This window comes from Brucella sp. H1_1004 (assembly GCF_047308065.1).
Classification (GTDB): Bacteria; Pseudomonadota; Alphaproteobacteria; order Rhizobiales; family Rhizobiaceae; genus Brucella; species Brucella pseudogrignonensis_B.
The window spans coordinates 1,453,329-1,475,392 of the sequence record NZ_JAYKZA010000001.1 but is presented as its reverse complement, the minus strand read 5'-3'; the positions used below and the strand labels follow the sequence as shown (position 1 = coordinate 1,475,392).

Genomic DNA, 22,064 nt, shown 5'->3' with positions numbered 1-22,064 from the left:
GCCGGGTTTCCGGCTTTACGGAAATACGGCTTGGTACCCCCACAAGCTCCGTGACCAGTTGATGGCGTTGAGCATGATGCCGAGCGGGTTCGCCCTGAGCCGGTCGGCGTTCAGGGGGATCTGCACGACGATCGTCAGGATCGCGGTCCAGCGCGTGGTCTCGGCGAGCTGGCCATTTTCGTATCGGCGCTCGACCCAGGCGACGCGGAAGCTGTCCGGGGACGCGCGGATGACGCTGGAGACGTCGACAGCGACCTGCTGCCGGCCGACCCGTGTAAAGGGGTCGTTGGAGCGGGCGTAGTCATTGAGCGCCATGGCGCCGCGGTCAGTCGTGAAGTCGTAGGCGCGCAGCCAGTTCTGCCGGACGATGATCGCATCGGCCGGAATGCTCCGGACCTGCTCGATGAAGCGCGCTAGGTGGAAGGCAATCTGCGGATCGGTCGGACGATAGTCGGCCTCGGCGGGCGCGACGGCCTGCGCCTGACCGATGCGATCGACTTGGACCACCCAGGGTACGATCGTCCCGCGTGCTGACTGCACGACGAGCGCGATGGCGAACCCGGCCGATAGGATCAGCGAGCCGAACGCCATGAGCCGCCAGTTCTTGGCCTGCACGCGCGAGGCGCCGATGCGCTCATCCCAGACCTGGGTGGCGCGTTGATAGGGCGTCGCCGGCTCGGGGGCCTTGCCATAATGGGTAGAGGGTCGTTTGAACATCAGCGATCGCCTTCGGAAAGATTGATGGAAGAGCCGCCGCCGTGGGCGTCGCCGGAGCGGACGGCATGGGCCGTGGCCTGGACGGCATGGGTCACGTGCTGGGATCGGCGCATCCGCTGCGCCCAGGCCGGCGGACCGCCGGCGTTCGCGGAACCGGCGGCAGCGGCGCCATCACCGGCCGCGTCACCGCCGATCGAGCCCATGGTGGAAGTGCCGCCTGTCGCCTCAAAGGCGGCCTTGCCGCCAGCGTTGAAGCTTGAGCGCATGCTTTCGGCGGCACGCGATGCGGCGCGACGCAGAGGTGAGACGGCGGCGCTGCCGCCGGCACGCACGACCCCGCCGAGACCGGAAGCGACACCGACCGCGCCGGCCTGCCCGGCTGAGCCAAGGCTGTAAGCGGTGGACGCGCCGCCGGCGATCGCAGCACCGCCACGAGCGGCGGCGGCGGCACCACCGGCCAGCGCAGCACCACCCGACGCAGCGGCGCCGACGGCGCCAGCGCCGAGCGCGACCATGCCGCCTGCGGCCAGGCCAGTGCCGACTGCTGCTCCGGCGCTGGCTGGGGACCGCCGGAGACGATGCCGCTTCCAGATCCTGAAGGTCGATACCGAGGCCGAGCAGCGACAGCGCGGCGAGCACGATCGCCATCGCTTCGTCGATTGTCGGGTTCTGGCCGCCGAAACCGGATGTGAATTCTGAGAAGAGCGTCGAGCCGATGCCGATGATGACGGCCAGCACCAGCACCTTGATGCCGGAGGAGATGACGTTGCCGAGCACGCGTTCGGCCATGAAGGCCGACTTGCCGAACAGGCCGAACGGGATCAGCACGAAGCCGGCGAGCGTCGTCAGCTTGAACTCGATGAGCGTGACGAAGAGCTGGATGGCGAGGATCGAGCAGCACCAGCACCAGGGCCAGGAACATGCAGGCGATCTGGATGAAGTTCTCGAAGAACGACCAGTAGCCCATGAGGCTGGAGATGGAATCGAGCAGCGGCCGTCCGGCGTCGAGCCCGGTCTGAGCGACCTTGCCAGGGCGCAAGAGGTCGGCCGTGGTGAACCCGGTGCCGCTAGCCTTCAGGCCGAGGCCGGCGAAGCTCTCGAAAATGATCCGGGCGAGGTTGTTCCAATTACCGATGATGTAGGCGAACACGCCGACGAACAGCGTCTTCTTCACCAGGCGGGCCATGATGTCGTCGTCGGCGCCCCAGCTCCAGAACAGCGCCGCCAGCGTCACGTCGATGACGATCAGGGTGGTGGCGATGAAGGCGACTTCGCCGCTGAGTAGCCCGAATCCGCTGTCGATGTAGCGGGTGAAGACCTCAAGAAAATGGTCAATGACGCCGGTGCCGCCCATGATCTTATCTCGCCTCGTCGAGCTGCGGCGGCGCGATCGGTGCGGCGGGCTCGAAGGCCGGCTGATCGGTGCGGTCCGATTGGGGTATGAGAGTGTTTCGCGGCGCTGGCGGGATGTCCGGCAAGCGCTCGGTAGGTCGCGCGCCGGGCGCGAGGAAGCGGTTGCGGTTTTCGGCCCAGGCCCGCAGGCACGCCGGATCGCGCGGCCCCGCTTCGCCGAGCACCTGGCAGCGGATCATTTCGTCGCGCAACGGATCGCCCTGCGCTTGGGTGGTCCGGTCGGACGGCCACGCCTCCCGCACTTCCTCTTTCCGGTTCATCTCGATCGCGGTCGCAGTGATCGCGACGGCCACGAACACCACAGCGCCGAGCCGTGCGAGCATCTTGCCGTCCATGGCCGCGCCCTCAGTTGCCGTTCGGGAACATGCGGGCGTTGCCGGGCTGATAGCCGGTGCCCGGCGTCAGGAACCGTCGGCGCTGTTCGCGACCCTGTTCGGCCGCGGCAGATCGCTCGGCCTCGGACAGGCTTTGCGCCCGGCCGTTGGCGGCAACGACGGCGGTGAGATCGGCAAGCTGCTGCGCTTGCAGCGCGAGAAGCTGGTTGCCGGCCTGCGTCGCCTGCAGCGCTCCCGTCGCGCCCTGGCTCTGGCCGACCAGTGACGACATCTCGGCGCGGTTGGTGTCGATGTTGCCGACCACGCCGGCCTGGACGCGCATGGCGTCCTGCAGGCCGCCGACCGTGTTCTGCCAGCGCTCCCGCGCCTGCGCCACGAGCGCCTGGTCGGAGGCGGACATGGAGGCGTTGCCGTAGGTCGACGTGAACGCCTGGTCGATGCGCTGGACGTCGTAGGCGATTCCCTGCGCCTGTTGCAGGAGCTGCTGGGTGCGCTGAACCGACTGCTGAAGCTGCTGGAGCGAGGAGTATGGCAGGCTGGCGAGGTTGCGGGCCTGGTTGATCAGCATCGTCGCTTCGTTCTGAAGCTGGGTGATCTGCTGATTGACCTGCTGGAGGGTGCGCGCCGCCGTCAGGACGTTCTGCGCATAGTTGGTCGGATCGTAGACGATCCATTGCGCAGCGGCGGGCAGGCGCCGACAGGATCGGCGAAAGCGCGATCGGCGCGGCAAGCAGCGCTGCGGTGATACGCAGTGCAAGCGAGCGGGATTGAGTAGAACGGGTCATGGGCGTGTCTCCGGATCGGTTTGGGGGATGACATTGGTGAGGTCGGCGATGAGGTCCGCGGCCCAGGCAAGCCGGTTCTCGGCGAGCCACTCAGCGAGGAAGCCATCCGTGCCGCTGCGGGCGTGAACGTCCGCGATCAGCGCCTGGTGCTGCTTGGACGACGCGGCGCAGAGCGCGAGCGCCACGTCCGACAGCCCCAGCTCGAACAGCCGGTTGCCGCGCCGCGACTGGCAGTAATAGTCGCGCTTAGGCATCGCCCGCGCGAGGATCTCGATCTGGCGATCGTTGAGCCCAAAGCGGCGATAGATGGCGGTGATCTGCGGCTCGATCGCGCGTTCGTTCGGCAGCAGGATGCGAGTCTGACAGCTCTCGATGATGGCTGGCGCGATCGCTGAGCCGTCGATGTCGGAGAGCGACTGCGTCGCGAAGATGACGCTGGCGTTCTTCTTGCGCAGCGTCTTCAGCCACTCGCGGAGCTGACCGGCGAAACCCTCGTCGTCTAGCGCCAGCCAGCCTTCATCGACGATCAGCAGCGTGGGGCGACCGTCGAGGCGGTCCTCGATGCGGTGGAAGAGATAGGCGAGCACGGCGGCGGCGGCGCCCGTGCCGATCAACCCTTCTGTTTCGAAGACCTGGACATTCGCTTCGCCCAGATGCTCGGCCTCGGCGTCGAGCAACCGGCCATAGGGACCGCCGACGCAATAGGGCCGAAGCGCCTGCTTCAGGTCGTTGGACTGCAGCAGGACGGACAGGCCGGTGAGCGTCCGCTCGTTGATCGGCGCGGACGCCAGCGAGGAGAGCGCCGACCAGAGATGCTCCTTCACCTCGGGCGTGACCGGCATGCTCTCTCGCCCCAGGATCGCGACCAGCCAGTCGGCGGCCCAGGCACGTTCGGCGACATCGTCGATCCGGGCCAGCGGCTGAAGCGACACGCTGTCGTCGGCGCCTTCGGTCAGGCCGCCGCCGAGATCGTGCCAGTCGCCCCGCATGGCGAGCGCGGCTGCTCGGATCGATCCCCCGAAGTCGAAGGCGAAGACCTGGGATTGTGGATAGCGCCGGAACTGAAGCGCCATCAGCGCGAGCAAAACGGATTTTCCGGCGCCGGTCGGACCGACGATCAGCGTATGGCCGACATCGCCGACATGGATGGAAAGCCGGAACGGGGTCGAGCCTTCGGTTCTGCCGTAAAGCAGTGGGGGTGCATCGAAGTGCTCGTCCCGTTCCGGTCCCGCCCACACCGCCGACAGCGGGATCATGTGGGCGAGATTCAATGTGGAGATCGGAGGTTGCCTGACATTGGCGTAGACATGGCCGGGCAGCGAGCCGAGCCAGGCGTCCACGGCGTTGATCGTCTCGGGCATGGCGGTGAAGTCGCGGCCCTGGATGACCTTCTCGACCATCCGCAGCTTCTCGGCTGCAATGCGCGGATCATCGTCCCAGACGGTGATCGTCGCGGTGACATAGGCCTGGCCGGCGTAGTCGGCGCCCAGCTCCTGCAACGCCATATCGGCGTCGGCGGCCTTGTTGGCCGCATCGGTATCGACCAGCGCAGAGGCCTCGTTGGTCATCACCTCCTTGAGGATGGCGGCGATCGACTTGCGCTTGGCGAACCACTGACGCCTGATCTTCGTCAGCAGCTTGGTGGCGTCGGTCTTGTCGAGCAGGACGGCGCGTGTTGACCAGCGATAGGGAAAGGCCAGCCGGTTCAGCTCATCGAGGATGCCGGGCGTGGTCGCGGTCGGGAAGCCGACAATGGTGAGGATGCGGACATGTGCGTCGCCGAGCCGGGGTTCGAGCCCACCGGTCAGGGGCTGATCGGCCAGCAGCGCATCGAGATATATCGGCGTCTCGGGCACGCGGACGCGGTGCCGCTTGGTCGAGACGGTCGAATGCAGATAGGTCAGCGTCTCGCCGTCATCGAGCCAGGCGCATTCCGGCATGAAGGCGTCGATGAGCTGAAGGATGCGATCGGTGCGGTCTGCGAAGCCGCGCAGGATCTCGTGCGCATCGACGCCAGCGTGATCGCGACCCTCATAGAGCCAGGTCTCTGCGCGCGCCGCGTCTTCGGCCGGGGGAAGGTAGAGGAAGGTGAGGAAGTAGCTCGATTCGAAGTGCGCGCCGGCTTCCTCGAAGTCGGCTTTCCGTTCGGCGTCGACCAAGGCCGACGCGCTGTCGGCGAACACGCTGGCCGGATAGGTCGCGGCACCATGGCGCTGCGCCTCGACGAAGATGGCCCAGCCGGAGCCCAGGCGACGGAAGGCGTTGTTGAGGCGCCCGGCGACCGCGACCAGCTCGGCCGGAACGGCACTGTCGAGGTCGGGTCCGCGAAACCGTGCAGTTCGCTGCAAGCTGCCGTCCTTGTTCAGGACGATGCCTTCGCCGACCAGAGCGACCCAGGGCAGGAAGTCGGCGAGACGGGTATTGCGGTTGCGATATTCGGCGAGGTTCATCATCGGCGTCGCTCCTCAAACCGACAGGTGGCCGGGGATGCGCAGATGTTTGCGCACGACATCGACGAACTGCGGATCGCGCTTGGCCGCCCAGACGGCCGCGAAATGACCGAGAGCCCAAAGGCCCAGGCCGACCAGCCAGAGGCGGAGGCCAAGGCCGAGCGCGGCTGCCAGCGTGCCGTTGAGAATGGCGATCGAGCGCGGAGCGCCGCCGAGCAGGATGTGCTCGGTCAGCGACCGATGGACCGGGACCGAGAAGCCCGCCAGCTCGCCATGATGATCTGCGCCGTTGGCCATCAGACGAGCGCCCCGCCGCCGAACGAGAAGAAGGACAGGAAGAAGCTGGACGCAGCGAAGGCGATCGACAGGCCGAAGACGATTTGGATGAGCTTGCGCGCGCCGCCCGACGTGTCGCCGAAGGCCAGCGTCAGGCCGGTGATGATGATGATCATCACCGCGATAATTTTGGCGACCGGGCCCTCGATGGATTCGAGGATGGACTGTAGCGGGGGCCCTCCCGGGCATTTGGGAGCCGGAAGCGTGAGCGGCAGGCGCGAGCGCCAGCGAGACGAAGGTGACGGATACCGCAGTCGCGATATGGCGGCGGAAACGCAGGGCATGCTGGATCATGACGGACCTCCTGTGAGGGGCTGGCTTGCGGGCGTGACGCGGTAGTCGCCGTCGGGGCCAAGGCCCTCGATGCGGGCGAGTTCGGCGAGGCGGCGCGACGTGCCCCGGCCGGAAAGCACGGCGACGAGATCGATCGTCTCGGCGATCAGGGCGCGCGGGACGGTGACGACGGCTTCCTGGATGAGCTGCTCCATCCGACGCAGCGCGCCGATGCCCGTACCCGCGTGGATGGTTCCGACACCGCCGGGGTGTCCTGTGCCCCAGGCCTTCAGCAGATCGAGGGCCTCGGCTCCCCGGACCTCGCCGATCGGAATCCGATCAGGGCGCAGGCGAAGAGAGGAGCGGACAAGATCGGAGAGCGAGGCGACGCCGTCTTTGGTCCGCATGGCGACGAGGTTCGGCGCGGCGCATTGCAGTTCGCGCGTGTCTTCGATCAGGACGACGCGGTCGGAGGTCTTCGAGACCTCAGCCAGCAAAGCGTTGGTGAGGGTCGTCTTGCCGGTCGAGGTGCCGCCGGCGACGAGGATGTTGCGCCGATCGGCGACGGCCTGGCGCAGCGTCTCGGCCTGATGCGCCGCCATGATCCCGGCGGCGACATAGTCGTCGAGCGTGAACACGGCGACGGCCGGCTTGCGGATCGCGAAGGCCGGGGCGGACACGACGGGCGGCAACAGCCCCTCGAACCGCTCCCCCGTTTCGGGCAACTCGGCTGAGACACGTGGGGCGCCGGGATGAACCTCGGCCCCGACATGATGGGCGACGAGGCGGATGATCCGCTCGCCGTCTGACGGCGACAACAGTTCACCCGTGTCGGAAAGTCCTTCGGAAAGCCGGTCGACCCAGAGCCGCCCATCGGGGTTGAGCATCACCTCGACGATCGCGGGGTCTTCCAGAAACCGGGCGATCGCCGGCCCGAGGGCCGTGCGCAGCATGCGCGCGCCGCGAAGGATCGCCTCCGATTTCTGGTGAGTGGCCGCCACGTCGTCCCCGTTCTCTTGCGGGACCGCGACATGCGGCCCTGGATCGGGGATGAGTAGAAGAGGCAGAAATCATGGCCTGACAACAACCATAATGTGGTCGTCGTACTGTAGCGTACAAATACAGGGAAACGGCGGAACGCCGGAATACTTGAAGTGGACGTGGCCGTGATTAATCCGCGTCGTGCGCGGGCGTGATGTCCTCGGAAATTTCCTGCCTAAGCTTCGGCCCGTGAGCGAGTCGCCGGCCGAGCGCGGTGACGAACGCTTCGTAGCGTTCGCCGGCTTTGGCGCGCGCCGCTGCCTGGGCGGGCTCGGGGAGCGGCGGGTTCGTCGTCAGCCAGAATCGGATGAAGACGGCCAGCGTTTCGACGGCGATTCCAAGGTCACGCTCCATACGCGCCATTCGCCGGTCGAGCTGGTCGAGCCGTTTCGTCGTAGCCGCCTCCTGCCGTTCGGCAGCGTAGGGCGACAGGAGGCGATGCCAGCTTCCCGCGATCAGCGAGAGGATCGCGCCGGGCGGCGTGCGCGGCGAGCGCCTTCATGACGTCGGGTTCGAGATACACCGATAGCCGCTGCTTTTTGGGAGGCTTTGCCATGGTGCCTCCTAAAGCTCGATACCGTCGCCGGGATCGAGCGATGCTTGGCGTGCGACCTGGCGCATGGTCTGATTCATGCGCGAGAGGCGAGCGGCGTCCTCATCGGCATCGTCGCGGGGATCGATCTCGAATTCGTTTTCGATGGGCTGCATTGGCTCGACGGGCTTTGCGCGGCTCAGTTCCGGCTGATGCCGGCGCTCGGAGTCGGTCGTATCCTCATCCTCCGATCCGCGCTCGCCGTCGGTCGCGATCGACACGGTCGGCGCCGCTGGAAGCGGCAGCGCGCTCCAGTCATCGGGCCGTGCCGTTGTCCGTTTCACCAGGTTCGGCGGCGTTACGATGCGCTCCTGAAACCGGCGATCCTCATAGTACCGCGCTTTCTTCGCGCGGATCGGTGGCGTACCGGCGACCATGACGATCTCGTCGGCGGGCGGGAGCTGCATGATCTCGCCGGGCGTCATCAGTTGCCGCGCCGTTTCCGAGCGCGACACCATCATGTGGCCGAGCCAGGGCGACAGGCGATGGCCGGCGTAGTTCTTCATCGCCCGCATCTCGGTTGCGGTGCCGAGTGCGTCCGAGACCCGCTTGGCGGTCCGCTCATCGTTGGTGGCGAAGCTAACCCGGACATGGCAGTTATCGAGGATCGAGTTGTTCGGGCCGTAGGCCTTCTCGATCTGGTTCAACGACTGGGCGATGAGAAAGGCCTTGAGGCCGTAGCCCGCCATGAAGGCGAGAGCGCTCTCGAAGAAGTCGAGACGACCGAGGGCGGGAAACTCGTCGAGCATGAGGAGCAGCCGGTGGCGGTTTCCGTTCGCCTGCAGGTCCTCGGTCAGCCGGCGGCCGACCTGATTGAGGATCAGGCGGATCAGCGGCTTGGTCCGGTTGATGTCCGACGGCGGCACCACGAGGTAGAGCGTCGTCGGATGCTTGCCGCCGACGATATCCACGATGCGCCAGTCGCAGCGGCGTGTGACCTCGGCGACGACGGGATCACGATAGAGGCCGAGGAACGACATCGCTGTCGACAGCACGCCTGATCGCTCGTTGTCGGATTTGTTCAGCAGCTCGCGCGCGGCGCTGGCGATCACCGGATGCGGTCCGGCCTCGCCGAGATGGGCTGTCTTCATCATGGCGGCGAGCGTCGACTCGATCGGCCGCTTCGGATCGGAGAGGAACGCCGCGACGCCGGCAAGCGTCTTATCAGCCTCGGCGTAGAGGACATGCAGGATTGCGCCTACCAGCAATGCGTGGCTGGTTTTCTCCCAGTGGTTCCGTTTCTCCAGCGAGCCCTCCGGATCGACGAGGATGTCGGCGATGTTCTGGACGTCGCGGACCTCCCATTCGCCGCGGCGCACCTCGAGAAGCGGATTGTAGGCGGCAGATTTCGTGTTGGTTGGATCGAACAGCAGCACGCGACCATGACGCGCGCGATAGCCGGCGGTGAGCGTCCAATTTTCCCCCTTGATGTCATGGACGATCGCGGAGCCCGGCCAGGTCAGCAGCGACGGCACGACCAGGCCGACGCCCTTGCCGGATCGCGTGGGCGCGAAGCACAGCACATGCTCGGGGCCGTCATGGCGGAGATAGTCGCGGTCGAACTTCCCGAGCACGACGCCGTCCGCGCCCAGCAAGCCGGCGGCGCGGACTTCCGCGGCGACCGCCCAGCGGGCGGAGCCGAACGTCTCGGCATTCCTAGCTTCACGCGCCCGCCAGACCGACATGCCGATCGCGACGGCGATGGAAATGAAGCCACCGGACGCCGCGATATAGGCTCCCTCGATGAAAATCGGAGGTGCATAGGCGTCGTAGAAGTACCACCACCAGAAGAAGGCGGGCGGATAGTAGATCGGCCAGCCGGCCAGTTCGAACCACGGAAGTCCGAGCTGCGGCTGGAAGCCGAGCCGATAGGCCGTCCACTGCGTCGCCGCCCAGGTCGTCATCAGCACGATCAGGAAGACAGTGAGGATTTGGCCCCAGAGGATTTTGGTCGCCGACATGGCGGGCACTCCTTTCTTGATTGGGCTACATGCCGAGGCCGCGATTGCGGCCGAAGCTCCAGTCGACGCCACCGGCGCCGCGCGACACGCCGGAGACGTGCTGACCGATCTGACGCTCGATCGACGGCGACCAGGGCACGAGCTGGAAGCCGAGGCCGTCGTCGATCATGGCGAAGCGGCCCGACGCGAGCGCAAAGCGCTGGCGATAGGTGCCGGCCACATATTCGCCCGCCGCGGCCTTCGAGAATTGCCGACCGGTCTCGGCCGCAAGCTTCTCGCCAAGGGCGTCGACCTCGCGCTGGCGCAGCGTGTCGATCAGCCCGGGGGAGAAACTGACACCGCGCGTCTGCCGCTCGGCAAGGCCCTGACCAACGAGGTGCTCGGCCCGCCTGTCCATCGCGTGACGAACCTCCGCGCCGAATCCGCCGCCGCCGAGCGCGACGGGATCGCGGGCGATCGCCTGCCGGTCGAGCCAGGTGGCGCCGGTCGCATGGACCTGCCGCTCGATTTCGAGATCGGAGCGGACGGCGAGCGCGACGCGCCTGCGCCCCTGCGCGTCGTCAAATTTGCGCAGCTCCACGATCGAGCCCGGCGCGCTGTCGCCAGCGGCGTCGAGGTCGGGCAGCTTGATGTGATGGGTGCGTCCGTCGGTGCCGTCGACCACGGCATAGGCGGTGCCCTTCAACTCGTCGTCGAGACCACGGTCGACCAGCCGGCCGATGACCGGATCGTCGAGGCTCTCACCGGCAAGCACGTAGCTGGCCGCGCCGCGCTGGATGCCGCGCTCGGTCAGGCCACGGTGAATGCGCTTGATGATGTCGCCACGCTCGCCCAGCTCCCGCAGCGTCGCCTCGGCATTCTCGGACACGACCCATTGTCCGGGGCCGACCTGATCGGCGAGGCCGAGGGTCTCCAGCTTGCGGAGGCGGCCGACCTTCATCGCATGGAATTCGTCGGGCTGGCGGTCAGGGAGCGGGGCGAGATCGACGACGCCGGTGCGATAGCTGTCGCGGGCAAGCTGGCGGTCAAGATTGGTCCAGCGCTCCGCGTCGATCTGCCGTTCGAGATTGCGGCGGATCTCGTGATCGGTGCGCGGCCCCAGCTCCTGGGTGACGAGGTCCTGCGCGCGGGCGCGCATGCCTTCCTTGATATAGTCGCGCGAGATGACGAGGTCCTGACCGTCATCGGTGCGCCCGCGCAGGATGATATGGACATGTGGATTATCCGTGTTCCAGTGATCGACGCCGACCCAGTCGAGCTTGGTGCCGAGGTCTGTCTCCATCTGCCCCATCAGCTCGCGGGCGAAAGTCTTGAGGTCGGACATCTCGGTCGCGTCCTCAGGTGAGACGATGAAGCGGAAGTGATGTCGGTCGTCCTGAGTGCGCTCGGCGAAAGCCTTGGCGTCGGCCGCCTCCGTCTCCGGCCCGAACAACTTCGCCTTCTCCCCATCCCGGGTGACGCCTTCGCGCTGCAGATAGCTGAGGTGGGCGTTGAGCGGCGCCGAGCGAGCGGTGTGCCGGACGACGCGCGTCTTGATCACGGTGTTGCGCGATCGGTTGGTGAGCAGTCGATTGGCCTGGACGGTCGCTCGCTGGCCGCGCCCGAAACGCGAGCGGTTGCCCGAGCTGATCTTGCCGGAGCGCGAGACCCTGCCGCCGGCACGCTGGGCGGCGGCGAGGGCCTGGGCGATGAAGGGCCGCGTTTGCTGTGCGCGGGTGGAGCGGATACGGCCTGGCCGGATGCGGAAGTCGTCCTCGCCGCTCATGGCCGAGGCTCCGCACATCGCGCAAACGCGCGGAAATCCCTCGCGAAATGGCGAATGCGCAGGCTGCGTCGATCAGGCGCACCTCGCGCCAATTCGCCATAAGTCTCTGAAAACACACGACCGCACCAAGCCGCACATCGCGCGCTTTTATCTCGCCATCGTGCGGTTGTGTTGCCTGCTCTCCGTCCTCGGACCGCCATCCCTGCGCCAGAGCACGCCATTCCACGAAATGCCGCGAACACCGTCATCGCGGCCCCCGATCGGCGTTTCGGGCGACAAACAGGCCTGCGGATTGCGGAGCGATGGCTGTGACATCGCGCACCGGAATGGCGGCCGGAGTGTCCTCGGAAGCGCCATTGTTGGACGTCGGAACGGCGGTCGTCGCGTGTTCGGACTGCGCGATGAAGAGCGGAGACCGCGTCCAGGCGTTGGGATCGGCTGCCGCGACCGTAACGGGAGCAAGCGCGTCTGCGCCGCCGATGACGGGTGCGAGCGCGGCGACATAGGCGCGAGTTTCGGCCGGCAAAGGACGGCCGGCGAGATACTCTTCATAGCGGCCGGGACCAGCATTATAGGCCGCGAGAAACCCCGGCGAACCGTAGCGGTCGTGCATCTCGCGCAGATACGCAGTGCCCGCCAGAATGTTGTCGCGTGGATCGTAAGGATTCGCGCCGAGCCGGTGACGGACGCGCAGATCGGCCCATGTGGCGGGCATGACCTGCATCAGTCCCATCGCGCCGGCCGACGAGATCGCCCGCACGTCGCCAGCGCTTTCGATGCGCATGACGGCACGAATCCAGTGCTCTGGAACGCCGAACCGTTGCGCTGCCTCGGTGATGAATGTGGCGTAGGAATCGGCGCGAGAGGGCCCCTCGACCGACACCGTCTGCGCAGTCGCGGTGGCGCAAAGCGGCGCGGAAAGCAGGAGGCCGGAAAGGAGAAGGAGGGCTGTGCGCCGGGCGGCGTTGGACCGCCCGACGACAGCTTTGAGGTGCGGAGCCGACATCGCTCAGTCCCGCTCGGCCCGCTTGGGCGGGCGGTTCCAGTGCAGGCCCCAGGCGGACTTGTCGTCGGCCGACTGGAAGAGGTTGGCGCGGATCGGATGCCCGAAGGTCGGATCATCGATCTGAAGCGAAACGTAGTCGCCGGCCTTCTCGCCGGTGCGCTTCCAGCCGGCGCCGATCTCCGCGCCGGTTTCGTTGTTCATGCTGTCGAGCACATGGACGCGGAAGTCGGGCGCGTTCTCGGCATCGGACGGTTCGGCCGGAACGATGATGATGTCCTGGTGCAGTGACAGCGTCGTCAGGTGGCCGACGAAGCCATCATTTTCGCGCGTGAATTGACCGATCACGGACATGGGTCGTCTCCTTCAGATTGCGGTGGACAAGGTCATGGGCGTGCCGTCACCGCGTCGGCGCGCGCCAGACGAAGCGGCCATCGCCGTCCTCGTCGGTGTAGAGGGGTGTGGCCCGGCCGATGACCGAGTTGGCGGGGAGAGGCCCGAAATAGCGGCCGTCGAGGCTGTCGCGGACCTGCCAGTTCATCAGGAACAGTTCGCCGTCCGCGACCATGCGGCAGCCCTGCCAGATCGGCAGCGAGCGACCGCGACGATCGCGGTCCAGCGCATCGCCCATCGGCACGGCATCGACCGTGATGGCGAGCCCGGTTCTGCACACACGTTGCCCGGGAAGCGCAGCAACGTGCTTCATCAGCGGAACGCCGCGCGGCAGATATCCGCCATCCGAAAGGAAGGTGGCGAGCGGCTCTGGCGCGCGCACGGCGACCAGATCCGTCACGTCGACCCGGCCGGGTTCGCCGATCGCATACAGACCGATCGGCGTGCTGGCCGAGGCATTCCAGACCAGCTTTGGTGCGAATGACGCGATCGACGTGATGCCGAGCAGCGATACGGCGGCAGTCGTCGCGAAGGCATAGCCGAGGCGGGTCATGCGCCAATCTCCCGGCGCAGGAGGAAGGCGCGATGCTGCTGCATGTCATAGGCGCGGGGCGCTTCACCGACCGTCAGACGGTTGTGGACGTGTCGCCAGTGATCGGGCGAAACATCCGTCGCATCGATGTCCCGCGCCTCGATCGCGTCGATGAGCTGAAGTACGCGTTCGACCTTAGGCCATCCATCGGCGCGCAACAGGATGTCGCCACCGGGGCGCACGAATGGCAGGGTCTGGCAGCGCTCGCCGGTACGAACGGCGCGTACAATGTCGAGCCGCGAAAGCGCAGTGCCGTAGTCGTTGGAGGTCCAGCGAACAAAGGCGAAGACGCTGTCCGGCGCGAACGAGACGACGCGGCGGCGGCGGTCGAGAATCTGTTCGGCGGCCTCGCGACCGAACCTGATCCAGAATTCGATCTTATTCTCGATCCACGTCAGCTCGACATGGGTCGGGGCATCGGTAGTAATCGCAGGCAGCAAGCTGCTGCGCACCGACGTGTCGGCGACGCCGATCATCGTGGTCCTCCTTCGCTGGTTGGGAACTCGCGCTCGAACAGGGCGCGCAGCATGTCGGCGACGGTCTGCCCGCGCTGGAAAGCGGCGATCTTGATCCGGCCGCGCATGTCGGCGGTGACGTCGATCGTCAGCCTGGCGGTGAAATCGGCGGCGGCCTCCGCGCGCGGCGACGGACGGTCCGGCGCCTTGATCCAGCTTTCCGGATCGGCAGGGCGGGACGCGAAGCGGCGTTTCGAGGACTGCTCGCTCATGCCCCGATCCTCGTGACTTCGGCAGCGAGCGCGGCGATCTCGCGCGCGGCGGGCGATGTATCGTCCTGTTCGGCTGCGAGCCGTCCGGTCTGCACGACATCGGCGAAAGCGATGCGCTGACCGATCGTGGTGAGGAGCGGCGGGGGATCGTGTTCCGCGAGCGTCTCGGCGGTTTCGCGGGCGAGGATCGTGCGGGCCGCGCAGCGGTTCAGCACGAACCGCGCCTTGAGGTCCGGTCGATAGATCCGCGCTTCGCTGAGCAGCGTCAGCATCTCGGCCGACGCCCAGCCGTCGAGCGGTGACGGCTGCACCGGGATCAGTACAAGATCGGCGGCGAGCAGTGCCGAACGCATCAGACCGGCGACACGCGGCGGTCCGTCGATGACGACATGATCGACGTCGCGCGCCAGCTCCGGCGCTTCGCGGTGGAGCGTGTCGCGGGCCAGGCCAACAACACCGAACAGCCGCTCCAATCCCTCCCGGCCGCGCTGCTGTGACCAGTCGAGCGCGGAGCCTTGCGGATCGGCGTCGATCAGCGTGACGCGCTGCCCATGCCGAGCCCATTCACCGGCGAGATGGAGGGCGAGCGTCGTCTTTCCGACGCCGCCCTTCTGGTTGAGGAACGCGACGATCATGACGGTCTCCCGGCGATCGGGGACTCGTCCACAGCGGTCGAAAAACGCGTTTGCGTTAGAAAGATTCCGTAGGAATCTAGGTTAGATAAGTTACGGGGCTCGCAAGCTGCTGATTCAGCGCGAGGAATCGACGATTCCGGTCCCCGATAGCACGAGAGTCCGGTCCCCGATGGCACGATAGCGCCGGTCCCTGATAGCACGAGATGATTCACAGCTTATCCCCAGGTCGAGTTGTCGAGCGGCGACGGCCGCGCGGGATGCCGAGCGCGTCGGGATCGGTTGGTACGAAGGACAGGATTTCGGGCCCGCCGACGCATTGCTCGATGGTCAGGCGGTAGCCGGGTAGCGGCTGACGGCGAACGATGTCTCGCAGGTCGTAGGCGAAGTGTTTGAGCGGCGAGAGGCTGCCAGACTTTGCGTGGAGATGCGGGAAATCGAAGCTCCAGCCGAATTCCTGCTTGCCGCCATGCTTGCGCACGAGGCGGTACAGCCAGCGCTCCAGGCCGCCAGTCAGCCCGAAATAGTCACGGTCAATGGTGAGGACCAAAGCATCGTCGAGGACGGCGCCGTAGAACCAGTCGGGTACGATCAGTTCGAGCCCGAGCGGCCGGCCGCGGTGATCGGCGCGCTCCTTCCATTCGTTGATCCAGGAAAAGCGGTGCATCCGCCGCTCGGTGGGCTGGCGGATCGAGGTCGCGATGGTGGTGGATTGAAGTCGGTCGAGCGCGGCCTTCAGGCGGTCGTAATCGCGCAGCGAGACGCCGCGTCCGATGAAGTTCAGAATTTCATAGGGCGTGGTCGCCATGAGGCGAGACGGGCGCAGGCCGACGTCACGGGCTTCGACAATCTGCGAGGCCGCCCAGATCAGGACGTCTGCGTCCCAGATCGTCGCCATGCCGTGTTCGGGCACGGCTTCGACGCGGATCTTCACCGAACCGGCCTTGAAGTCGATCGGTGTCAGGCGCTTCGATTTGGCGAGCGAGAAGAACGGATAGGCCATGAGGTCCTGCGCATCGCGCGGCGCAAGATCGCCGGGCAGCGCCCGGAACAGATCGAGCTGCGCGCGCTCGTCGCGGTGGTGCGGGCGGGACGACATGGCCGGTCGTCTCAGCGCGGCTGGCGGCCGGCGAGGCGGCGGTCCAATGACTCCTGCCTCTTGGCGGGAAGCACTGAGCCGCGCGGGTCGGAGGTCGAGTTGACGAGGCCGCGGTCGGCCCAGGTCTGGAGATCCTCGATGGCGTAGACGACTCGGCCGCCGAGCTTCCGATAAGCCGGGCCGGTCCCGTAGGTGCGATGCTTCTCAAGCGTGCGCTCCGACAGTCCAAGGAAGCGGGCGGCTTCTTGCGTGCGCAGGTAGCGTGGCGGGATGCCGGCGGTAGTTTCGGCCATTGTCGAGCCTCCGTGGTCTCATCGGGGGCCGCTGCCGTCAGGCGGCGGTTCGAGAGCACGGTGGCGTGAAGGCGGTGGGTCGGACGATGTCGAAGATAGGTATCTAATTTCGACACGCCTCGGGCGGTCGACGACGGGCTATGATCGGCGGGGTCGACGGAGAAGCGAACGGTAACCGCCTTCGACGAGTTTTAGGCCGTCGCGTGCCAGCCGGATGGTGGTTTCCCGCAGAGCGTCCCCGGCCCAGGAGGCGGCATCGATCTTATGCGTAGGGAACATGGATTCTGCGATCGACCGATACGTCGCCCCGGCAAGACGTGCGTCGACGACCCGCAGCATTTGCGGGGCGCGCTGACGCCGCTGCTCGGTCATGCGGTTGTCGGCAGGGAGAGGGCGGCCGCGGATCGCAGCCCACAGGCGGCTGATAGCGTAGAGCCGGTCGGGGGTATCTTCGTCCAGGATGACCACGGCAACGAGTCCCCTGCCGTCAGTTGGCGGCAGAAAGGTCACGTTGATGTTTTCATCGCGAACGGCGAGCCGTGCGTGACGGCCGTCAGCTTCAAAGATTGCGTGGGACCGCAGAACGTCGTCAGCGGCAGCCGGGGCGCCCAAAAGCGCAGGCTGCGGTTCGAGCAGAACGGCGCCGGGGTCGGTGATCGGGGTCCAAAAGACCGGTTGGCGGAGGGCAGTAAGCGCCGGGTCCAAAGCGAAAGGATAACCCCCATTGCTCTGCGAAGCGGCGGGCTTGCTCGCCGCTTACCTGCCCGCCGCGAGCAAGCTCATAGTAAGACTCGCGATATTGGCGGTTTCGCCGGAGGAACTCCCAAGCGAGATCTGAAGTATGGAGTTGATCAATATAATCGTAGGCGTCGCTAGACCGCCAATCGCTCTCCTGGGGCATCCTCTGTTCTCCCATGCCCGCGTTGAACGCGAGTTGTGCATGAGAGACGATTCCAAGTTGAGTTTAGCTTGGGAAGTTCGAAGGCAGACGAACGTGATGCAGGTCCTGCATCACGTCGCCGCTCAATGGTAACCCGCACGGAGGAGATGGCGGTATCCGTTTTCGGTCATCCATTTGGCGCGGGCGAGATGAGTGGCATGAATCTGGGCTGCTCGACGGGGCTCGGCTGCGGGGTCAAGTCCGAACAGAAGTTCGACCACTTCTTCCCAAGCCGCACCTTCCGCCTCGGCGTCGAGCAGCCTGAGGTACAGTTTGAGATGCGCCTGATCGTAGGCGGTGAGCGCCGCCCCGAGCGGCGGTTCGTCCAGATATTCTGCGTTGGTCACGATGAGCCCCACGAGTCATTCGTATCCAATTTGGAGCGGTTTGTTAACCGTAATGATATCCCGTGCCACACCGCCGCGGTTTGACGCAAAATCAGGATGGTCGGGCGGGTTCGCCCGAAAAAGTCGTCAAGGGTTGTCCTTGTCACCAACCAGCATCACTCCCACGCTTTGGCCGGAGTTGAGCAGGACGACGCCGCTGGCCTCAAAGGCGCGCCGGACCTGATCGCGAGTCGATTCATACACCCCAAGTCCGCTGTCGGATTCGAGGCGCTTCAACGCGGTCAGTGATACCCGGGCCTTGTCAGCGAGCGTCTCCTGTGTCCAACCCAGCAACGCGCGTGCGGCCCGCGATTGTCGGGCGGTGATCATGCATGATCACCTCCCACTTGGACCTACTCGCACGCTAGAACTACGGCTATAATAGTCGTTCTTGCGGACTGGGGCCAGCGGTTCTGGCTTTTTGGCGCCTCGTTTTAATCGCATTGCCGCGAACTGATTCGGTTCGCGCAGGCGTTTGGCCCCGCCCGGTTTGTCCGGGCGGGGCGTCGCGCTACCCTTACTCGCCGTTGCGGCGGCCGTTAGGGCGGGACCAGATGAGGCTGAAGCCTTCGCCTTCCTCGTCGTCGAAGAGGTTGGCGTAGATCGGGGCGTTGAAGCTGGGATCGTCGAGCTTCAGGCCCAGGTAGGCGCGGCCCTCGTTGGAGGTTTTGGACCAGGCGGCGCCGATCTCGGCGCGGCCGACGAAGACGCGGTGGCTGGGGGCGTTCTCGCCGGTGGCGCGGGCCTCGGGGACGATGCGGACGTTCTTCGTCTGGACGCTGAGAGTGACGATTTCGCCGTTGAACTCGTTGTTGCCGGTCTTCTTGAAGGTGCCGATGGTCGCCATGGTAGTTCTCCTTGAACTCTGTTCCGAGCCCGCACCATTGCGGCCTCGATGGCGATCGACAGGCCGGAGGCGATTGACGGCGCACCCCGACCTCGGGGTCCCCAGCGCGCTTGCGCGCTGGGGTGGGGATGGGGCCTGACAGCAAAGGAGGGGCTTTCTTGGCGCGCGAGGAATGACGGCGCAGCCGGCAGGGGAAGAAAGTTTCGACGCCGCTGTTGCGGCATAGGCGATCGAGGCGCAGCCGACCTTCGGCCAGATCAGCCCATTGAAGAGGCCGTTTTGGAGCGGTCGACCTGACAGAGACGCATCACAGGAGAACGTGGCGACCATCCCGCACCGATGGACCGGGACGAAGCCTGACACCGCGGTTCAGACCAGCTCCGCCAGACGGTACGTCCCGCCGACTCCTGCCCGTTGCCCGCGAGATCGCCTTCTCCCGACACTTCTACCGTCATCGGGCACGCCGTCACGGCATTGCCCCCAGCACCATCACCGGGGAATGGCGCGCCGGCTGGGTCAGCCGTCGATCCGATCAACGCCATTGACAACGACACTGACGACGGGGAGCGCGAAAGGTCATACATTAACCGGTCGTCCGTCCGCCCCCGGTAAGGATGTTCAAGCGCGCGCGACGTTCTGCACGGTTGGCCCGGGTGCGGCCATTCCTGTCACCCGGATCAGCGACGTTACGCCAACGGCAATCGCGCCGATGACGGAGAAGATGATCTGCCAGGTGTCGGAGGGCACGGTGTGTTTCACGATGCCATGCGTCGCGTGGTAGCCGGCGAGCGCCGCAGGCGCGACGAACGCGACAGCGATCGCGAGGCGTATCCAGAGCGGACGGATAAAGGCGAGCAGGAACTGCCCGAGGCCGAGTGTGAGTGCGGCAGCGACAAGGCCGACGATGATCGCGCCGAGCCAGCCGGCGCCGGTCTGATAGGCCCATGTCCCGGCGCTGACGCCGGCGAAGAACGGCAGCGCGACGACGGCCAGTGTGAACAGCAGCCAGCAGAGAACGCCGATCGCCGCGATGCTGGAGATGATGCCGATGAAGATCATGGTGGTGTTCTCCGTGAGATAAAGGTCTGACGGTTGCGCCTCCACCACCACGGCGCATTGATAGTGTAGCCGAAGAGAAGGCAGGACGGGAGCGGAAATCCCGTAGGACTTCCGCTTGCCGCCGTGACGCCTTGCCCGTGGTCAGCGGGCGAAGGGATCGACCTCGTGAATGATGGCGGCGAAATCGCCGTCATATTCGCCGGCGGGCATGACGCCCATGGTGCCGTCGCCGGCCTGGAAGATGACGATGGAGACCATGAGGGTGGTGGCGAGGCTGAAGGCGTATGCGTGAGCTTGATTGAGGGACATGTGACCGGCTCCTGTCTTGGAGGCGGGAGACCATCTCCCGCGCGACAGGCGCCCGATGTGTCCGACCGATGGCCGCAATCACCGCGCAGGCAAAGCCGGAGCGGCGGCACGCTTTGCGTAGTCCGACCCTTTACGGGTTGATGGCGTCAGGCCAGCGGCTGGACCAAGGATCAGCGCAATGGAAGCGAGAGATGGTTTTCCGCCATGACCGGGGCCACGATGGGATCGCCCGTTCAATGCTTTCGCGCCGAAGCATCGTCGCCATGCTGCCGGTCGTGATGCTGCCGACATGGGCGGGTATGGTCGTGCAAAGCCCAACAGCCGAAGAGGACGCCCGTGCCGAAGTTGCCTAAGAACATCGACTTCCCCGTCAGCCAGGTGCGGCGCTATCTGGAACCCGGCCCGATCGTGCTGGTGTCGTCGAAGTGGCAGGGCGCGACGAACATCATGACGCTCGGCTGGCACACGATCCTGGAATTCTCGCCGTCTCTGGTCGGCCTGATGATCTCCGGCGGCAATCACAGTCACCGCATGATCCGCGAGAGCCGGGAGTGTGTGATCAATCTGCCGACGACGGCGCTGACCGATACCGTGGTCGGGATCGGCAATACGTCGGGAGCCGAAATCGACAAGTTCGCCAAGTTCGACCTCACGGCGGAAGACGCGAGCGAGATCAATGCGCCGCTCATCGGCGAATGCCATGCCAGCTTCGAATGCCGCCTTCATGACGATGCACTGGTCGACAAGTACAACTTCTTCATCTTCGAGGTGGTGAAGGCGCATGTCGCCACGTCGCCAAAACATCCCGAGACGTTGCACTATACCGGCGACGGCGTGTTCGTGGTGTCCGGCAAGGTCATCAGCCGCAGATCGCTGTTTCGACCCGAAATGCTGTGAGAGGCGGCGCTTACGCGCCACCTCCCTTCGGGCGGAAATCGAACAGTGGGATGCCGAGCTTCTTCGCCTTGTCGGCCAGGTTGTCCTGGATGCCGGTGCCGGGGAAGACGATGACCCCGATCGGCAGGACGTCGAGCATCTGATCGTTGCGCTTGAACGGTGCGGCCTTGGCGTGTTTCGTCCAGTCGGGCGCGAAGCCGACCTGCGGCACTTTGCGGGTGTCGGCCCATTTGGCCGCGATCTTTTCGGCGCCCTTCGGCGACTTGCCGTGCAGCAGCACCATGTCGGGATGTTTGGCGTGAACCTGATCGAGCTTGGTCCAGATCAGGTGGTGATCGTTGAAGTCGAGCCCGCCGGTGAAGGCGATTTTCGGGCCGGCGGGTAGCAGCACCTGATTGTCGGTGCGCTTCTTGGCGGCAAGGAAGTCCCGGCTGTCGATCATCGCCGAGGTGAGATTGCGGTGGTTGACCATCGACCCGCTGCGGGGACGCCAGTTCGACCCGGTGTGGCGCTCATAGTGTTCGGCGGCCTGGTCGCGCATTAACTCGAAGGTGTTGCGGCGTTCAATCATGGTTTGGCCCTCCGCCGTCAGGCGTTCCAGCTCGACGGCCTTTACTTCGCTGCCATCCTGTTCGCGCTGACCGCGACGCTGCGCCTGCTCGTTGTCGTCCAACTCGCGCTCGATCCGTTCGTTGGCGCGGTGGAAGACGTTGACCGTCGACCAGAGGAGATCGTCGAGGTCGGGCTCGAGGCGGGTGTCCTCCAGAGTGACGATCAGGGCGTCGAAGATATCGGCGATGGCGCCAGCGATATGGTCCCCCTCCGGAAGCGGTCGTGGATCGGGCTCATCCGTGAAGGGACGGTAGCCGTAAAGCTGGAGTTCGCTCAGGACATGGTCGGTGGGTGAAGAGGCGTGATGCGGCTCAAAGTCGTCGTGCTCGCTCATCGGGATGCTCCGTCGGTTCGACCGCGACCCTCGCGGCCTTCATGGCGACGAAAGCCGGCGGGCGGTTCGGACTTGCACCCGCAGCGAAGCGGAGGGCCGGAGCACAGCGGAGGATGACGAAGGCGGGCTATTTTGTTTCGCGATGGAAAGCGGCCTCTGGCCGCGCCGGAAAATAGTCCGCCGCAGGCGTTGCGGGTCCGGGCCGTTTGCTGGCCGATCGCCCTCTCGAAGGCCGGGGCGCGGTTCTCTCCGACCTCAAGATTATCCGAGCGA

General features: G+C 65.9%; 26 protein-coding genes and 4 pseudogenes. 2 read left to right on the top strand and 28 right to left on the bottom strand.

All coding sequences use genetic code 11. The features are described 5' to 3' along the window. Window positions 1-15 precede the first annotated feature (15 nt). From trbF to U2P60_RS06965, 27 genes and pseudogenes are all read right to left on the bottom strand, one after another. A complete protein-coding gene (gene trbF, locus U2P60_RS07095) occupies window positions 16-717 on the bottom strand; it encodes a conjugal transfer protein TrbF (protein ID WP_413571934.1) in 702 nt (233 codons plus the stop codon). Further along, a pseudogene (gene trbL / locus U2P60_RS07090) lies at window positions 717-2,071 on the bottom strand (P-type conjugative transfer protein TrbL). The gene trbF and the pseudogene trbL overlap by 1 nt, the downstream one beginning before the upstream one ends. 4 nt (window positions 2,072-2,075) lie before the next feature. Next, window positions 2,076-2,465, bottom strand: a complete 390-nt coding sequence (trbK-alt, locus tag U2P60_RS07085) for a putative entry exclusion protein TrbK-alt (RefSeq protein WP_103243966.1) — start codon at window positions 2,463-2,465, stop codon at window positions 2,076-2,078. A 10-nt stretch (window positions 2,466-2,475) separates the two neighbouring features. Beyond that, a pseudogene (gene trbJ, locus U2P60_RS07080) lies at window positions 2,476-3,250 on the bottom strand (P-type conjugative transfer protein TrbJ). Further along, window positions 3,247-5,703 carry a conjugal transfer protein TrbE gene (trbE, locus tag U2P60_RS07075; protein ID WP_103243965.1) on the bottom strand — a complete coding sequence of 819 codons (2,457 nt, stop codon included), beginning with the start codon at window positions 5,701-5,703 and terminating at the stop codon, window positions 3,247-3,249. Before trbE ends, trbJ begins: the two are co-directional and overlap by 4 nt. Before the next feature lie 12 nt (window positions 5,704-5,715). Then, on the bottom strand, window positions 5,716-5,997 hold the full coding sequence (locus tag U2P60_RS07070; protein ID WP_103243964.1) for a VirB3 family type IV secretion system protein: 282 nt from the start codon (window positions 5,995-5,997) through the stop codon (window positions 5,716-5,718). Beyond that, window positions 5,997-6,330, bottom strand: a pseudogene (locus tag U2P60_RS07065) (TrbC/VirB2 family protein). Before U2P60_RS07065 ends, U2P60_RS07070 begins: the two are co-directional and overlap by 1 nt. Further along, window positions 6,327-7,310, bottom strand: a complete 984-nt coding sequence (gene trbB, locus U2P60_RS07060; RefSeq protein ID WP_103827476.1) for a P-type conjugative transfer ATPase TrbB — start codon at window positions 7,308-7,310, stop codon at window positions 6,327-6,329. The pseudogene U2P60_RS07065 and the gene trbB overlap by 4 nt, the downstream one beginning before the upstream one ends. A 169-nt stretch (window positions 7,311-7,479) precedes the next feature. Beyond that, window positions 7,480-7,906 (bottom strand): annotated as a pseudogene (locus U2P60_RS07055) (CopG family transcriptional regulator). 8 nt (window positions 7,907-7,914) lie between these two features. After that, window positions 7,915-9,903 carry a conjugal transfer protein TraG gene (locus U2P60_RS07050; RefSeq protein ID WP_103243961.1) on the bottom strand — a complete coding sequence of 663 codons (1,989 nt, stop codon included), beginning with the start codon at window positions 9,901-9,903 and terminating at the stop codon, window positions 7,915-7,917. 25 nt (window positions 9,904-9,928) lie between these two features. Continuing rightward, window positions 9,929-11,668 (bottom strand): relaxase/mobilization nuclease domain-containing protein, encoded by a 1,740-nt coding sequence (locus U2P60_RS07045; RefSeq protein ID WP_103827475.1) that lies wholly within the window; start codon window positions 11,666-11,668, stop codon window positions 9,929-9,931. Window positions 11,669-11,912: 244 nt separating this feature from the next. Next, the gene (locus U2P60_RS07040) at window positions 11,913-12,674 is read right to left on the bottom strand and encodes a lytic transglycosylase domain-containing protein (RefSeq protein ID WP_151690345.1); all 762 of its coding nucleotides are present in this window, start codon (window positions 12,672-12,674) and stop codon (window positions 11,913-11,915) included. Between the two features lie 3 nt (window positions 12,675-12,677). Further along, window positions 12,678-13,025, bottom strand: a complete 348-nt coding sequence (locus U2P60_RS07035; RefSeq protein WP_103243959.1) for a DUF736 domain-containing protein — start codon at window positions 13,023-13,025, stop codon at window positions 12,678-12,680. 46 nt (window positions 13,026-13,071) lie between these two features. Next, window positions 13,072-13,617 (bottom strand): S26 family signal peptidase, encoded by a 546-nt coding sequence (locus U2P60_RS07030; RefSeq protein ID WP_103243958.1) that lies wholly within the window; start codon window positions 13,615-13,617, stop codon window positions 13,072-13,074. Continuing rightward, a complete protein-coding gene (locus U2P60_RS07025; protein ID WP_151690344.1) occupies window positions 13,614-14,132 on the bottom strand; it encodes a DUF2840 domain-containing protein in 519 nt (172 codons plus the stop codon). Before U2P60_RS07025 ends, U2P60_RS07030 begins: the two co-directional genes overlap by 4 nt. Next, complete coding sequence (locus tag U2P60_RS07020) at window positions 14,129-14,383, bottom strand: hypothetical protein (protein WP_151690343.1); 255 nt, start codon at window positions 14,381-14,383, stop codon at window positions 14,129-14,131. The genes U2P60_RS07025 and U2P60_RS07020 overlap by 4 nt, the downstream gene beginning before the upstream one ends. After that, on the bottom strand, window positions 14,380-15,018 hold the full coding sequence (gene parA, locus U2P60_RS07015; protein ID WP_092160966.1) for a ParA family partition ATPase: 639 nt from the start codon (window positions 15,016-15,018) through the stop codon (window positions 14,380-14,382). The genes U2P60_RS07020 and parA overlap by 4 nt, the downstream gene beginning before the upstream one ends. 208 nt (window positions 15,019-15,226) lie before the next feature. Continuing rightward, the gene (locus U2P60_RS07010; protein ID WP_151690342.1) at window positions 15,227-16,114 is read right to left on the bottom strand and encodes a replication initiator protein A; all 888 of its coding nucleotides are present in this window, start codon (window positions 16,112-16,114) and stop codon (window positions 15,227-15,229) included. Window positions 16,115-16,125: 11 nt separating this feature from the next. Beyond that, window positions 16,126-16,407: a helix-turn-helix transcriptional regulator gene (locus U2P60_RS07005; protein WP_151690341.1), complete on the bottom strand. Its 282-nt coding sequence runs from the start codon at window positions 16,405-16,407 to the stop codon at window positions 16,126-16,128. A 138-nt stretch (window positions 16,408-16,545) separates the two neighbouring features. Continuing rightward, window positions 16,546-17,112 (bottom strand): DUF2285 domain-containing protein, encoded by a 567-nt coding sequence (locus tag U2P60_RS07000; protein WP_235918394.1) that lies wholly within the window; start codon window positions 17,110-17,112, stop codon window positions 16,546-16,548. Continuing rightward, window positions 16,997-17,308, bottom strand: coding sequence for a transcriptional regulator domain-containing protein (locus tag U2P60_RS06995; protein ID WP_366849330.1), 312 nt, complete (start codon window positions 17,306-17,308; stop codon window positions 16,997-16,999). Before U2P60_RS06995 ends, U2P60_RS07000 begins: the two co-directional genes overlap by 116 nt. Window positions 17,309-17,430: 122 nt before the next feature. Next, complete coding sequence (locus U2P60_RS06990; protein ID WP_210251400.1) at window positions 17,431-17,694, bottom strand: DNA -binding domain-containing protein; 264 nt, start codon at window positions 17,692-17,694, stop codon at window positions 17,431-17,433. A 126-nt stretch (window positions 17,695-17,820) separates the two neighbouring features. Continuing rightward, the gene (locus U2P60_RS06985; protein ID WP_151690339.1) at window positions 17,821-18,063 is read right to left on the bottom strand and encodes a helix-turn-helix domain-containing protein; all 243 of its coding nucleotides are present in this window, start codon (window positions 18,061-18,063) and stop codon (window positions 17,821-17,823) included. A 187-nt stretch (window positions 18,064-18,250) separates the two neighbouring features. After that, the gene (locus tag U2P60_RS06980; protein WP_151690338.1) at window positions 18,251-18,580 is read right to left on the bottom strand and encodes a DUF736 domain-containing protein; all 330 of its coding nucleotides are present in this window, start codon (window positions 18,578-18,580) and stop codon (window positions 18,251-18,253) included. Window positions 18,581-18,837: 257 nt separating this feature from the next. Then, window positions 18,838-19,164: a hypothetical protein gene (locus tag U2P60_RS06975; RefSeq protein WP_413571931.1), complete on the bottom strand. Its 327-nt coding sequence runs from the start codon at window positions 19,162-19,164 to the stop codon at window positions 18,838-18,840. 34 nt (window positions 19,165-19,198) lie between these two features. Next, window positions 19,199-19,639: a hypothetical protein gene (locus U2P60_RS06970; protein WP_323873643.1), complete on the bottom strand. Its 441-nt coding sequence runs from the start codon at window positions 19,637-19,639 to the stop codon at window positions 19,199-19,201. Between the two features lie 141 nt (window positions 19,640-19,780). Then, complete coding sequence (locus U2P60_RS06965; RefSeq protein ID WP_192799400.1) at window positions 19,781-19,948, bottom strand: hypothetical protein; 168 nt, start codon at window positions 19,946-19,948, stop codon at window positions 19,781-19,783. 68 nt (window positions 19,949-20,016) lie between these two features. Between U2P60_RS06965 and U2P60_RS06960 the strand changes: the two genes are divergently transcribed. Both U2P60_RS06960 and U2P60_RS06955 read left to right on the top strand, forming a co-directional pair. After that, window positions 20,017-20,301: a hypothetical protein gene (locus U2P60_RS06960; RefSeq protein ID WP_151690336.1), complete on the top strand. Its 285-nt coding sequence runs from the start codon at window positions 20,017-20,019 to the stop codon at window positions 20,299-20,301. Then, window positions 20,285-20,845, top strand: coding sequence for a flavin reductase family protein (locus U2P60_RS06955; RefSeq protein ID WP_151690335.1), 561 nt, complete (start codon window positions 20,285-20,287; stop codon window positions 20,843-20,845). The genes U2P60_RS06960 and U2P60_RS06955 overlap by 17 nt, the downstream gene beginning before the upstream one ends. A gap of 10 nt (window positions 20,846-20,855) precedes the next feature. Here U2P60_RS06955 and U2P60_RS06950 read toward each other — a convergent pair whose 3' ends face one another. Continuing rightward, a complete protein-coding gene (locus tag U2P60_RS06950) occupies window positions 20,856-21,791 on the bottom strand; it encodes a DUF2493 domain-containing protein (protein WP_151690334.1) in 936 nt (311 codons plus the stop codon). Between the last annotated feature and the right edge of the window lie 273 nt (window positions 21,792-22,064).